Below are 967 nucleotides of genomic sequence, written 5' to 3'. Positions count from 1 at the left end.
TGACGTTCCCCACCTTGGCCCGAACCTGTTACTCCCACTTGTCGAAGGTATTCACAAGATGATACTTGTATCGATCTTCTGGGATGAACTGCTCCCAGGTTTTACCGTCGTCCTTACTGGTTTCCCACACAACCTGGCCGGTAGCCCGGAGATCCTGACGGTCGTCCAAAGATAGCTTGAACACAGCAGTGAACGGAGCTTCACCAGACAACTTGCGAGCCTCCACGCCAGCACCGATGGCACCACCACGAAGCACTGTCAAGAAGGCAGGTCTGATAGACAACTCTGTGCGGTTGTAACCCTCAACAGGGCTTTCCAGAACAGCCTCAGCAGCGATACGGACGGAGGAAGTATCCACACCAGACAGGTCTACTGAGAACTGAGCTTCACCGTTCGATGCTTCCGCATAATCAGTGAGCGCAACCGTCTCGTTGTAGGCCTTTTGCTGGATCAGGCGTACTTTCCACACCCCCATCGTGTTAGCGTCATAGTCACCATCAGGTTTGTACTGATCACGGATGAGAACCCTAACCGGCAATGCCTGGGTGTCAATCGCGGTATCACCTTTAACTTCAACGATAGGACGGATACTGTCAGAAGGTGCAGAGATAGCCCGGTAGACAACCTCAGTCTTCACATCAGGCACCTTGTTGTAGGCCGCGTTCACCTTGTAGGTGGTCTCCTCCCACAACGCTCGCTCATCGGTATTGATGCGGCGATACACCTTATTGGTGGCACCCCATCCCGGAGTGAAGGTCTCAGACTCAAGAACATCAGAGTTGCGCGATATGGCAATATCCAGATCAGCTCGTTCAGAGTTGATAATGGCATCACCCAGGTAGTTACCTGTCATCGGCACCAAGTAGATGTTGTCTTTGAAGTTGTAGTCGGAGGCTAGTTCAACGGTCGGGGCTGGTGGGTCAACCGCTTCGACATTGAAAGTCTCGTCGTTCAACGTCACCCGAGT

General features: G+C 52.7%; 1 pseudogene. It reads right to left on the bottom strand.

Going from position 1 to position 967, the window contains the following annotated elements:
* Positions 1-28 precede the first annotated feature (28 nt).
* Positions 29-967, bottom strand: a pseudogene (locus R7044_RS24510) (hypothetical protein); the annotation flags it as partial.

It is taken from the genome of Vibrio sp. 1402 (assembly GCF_033340275.1).
Note: the sequence above shows the minus strand (reverse complement) of the source record. Positions and strands in the feature narration are given on the sequence as shown.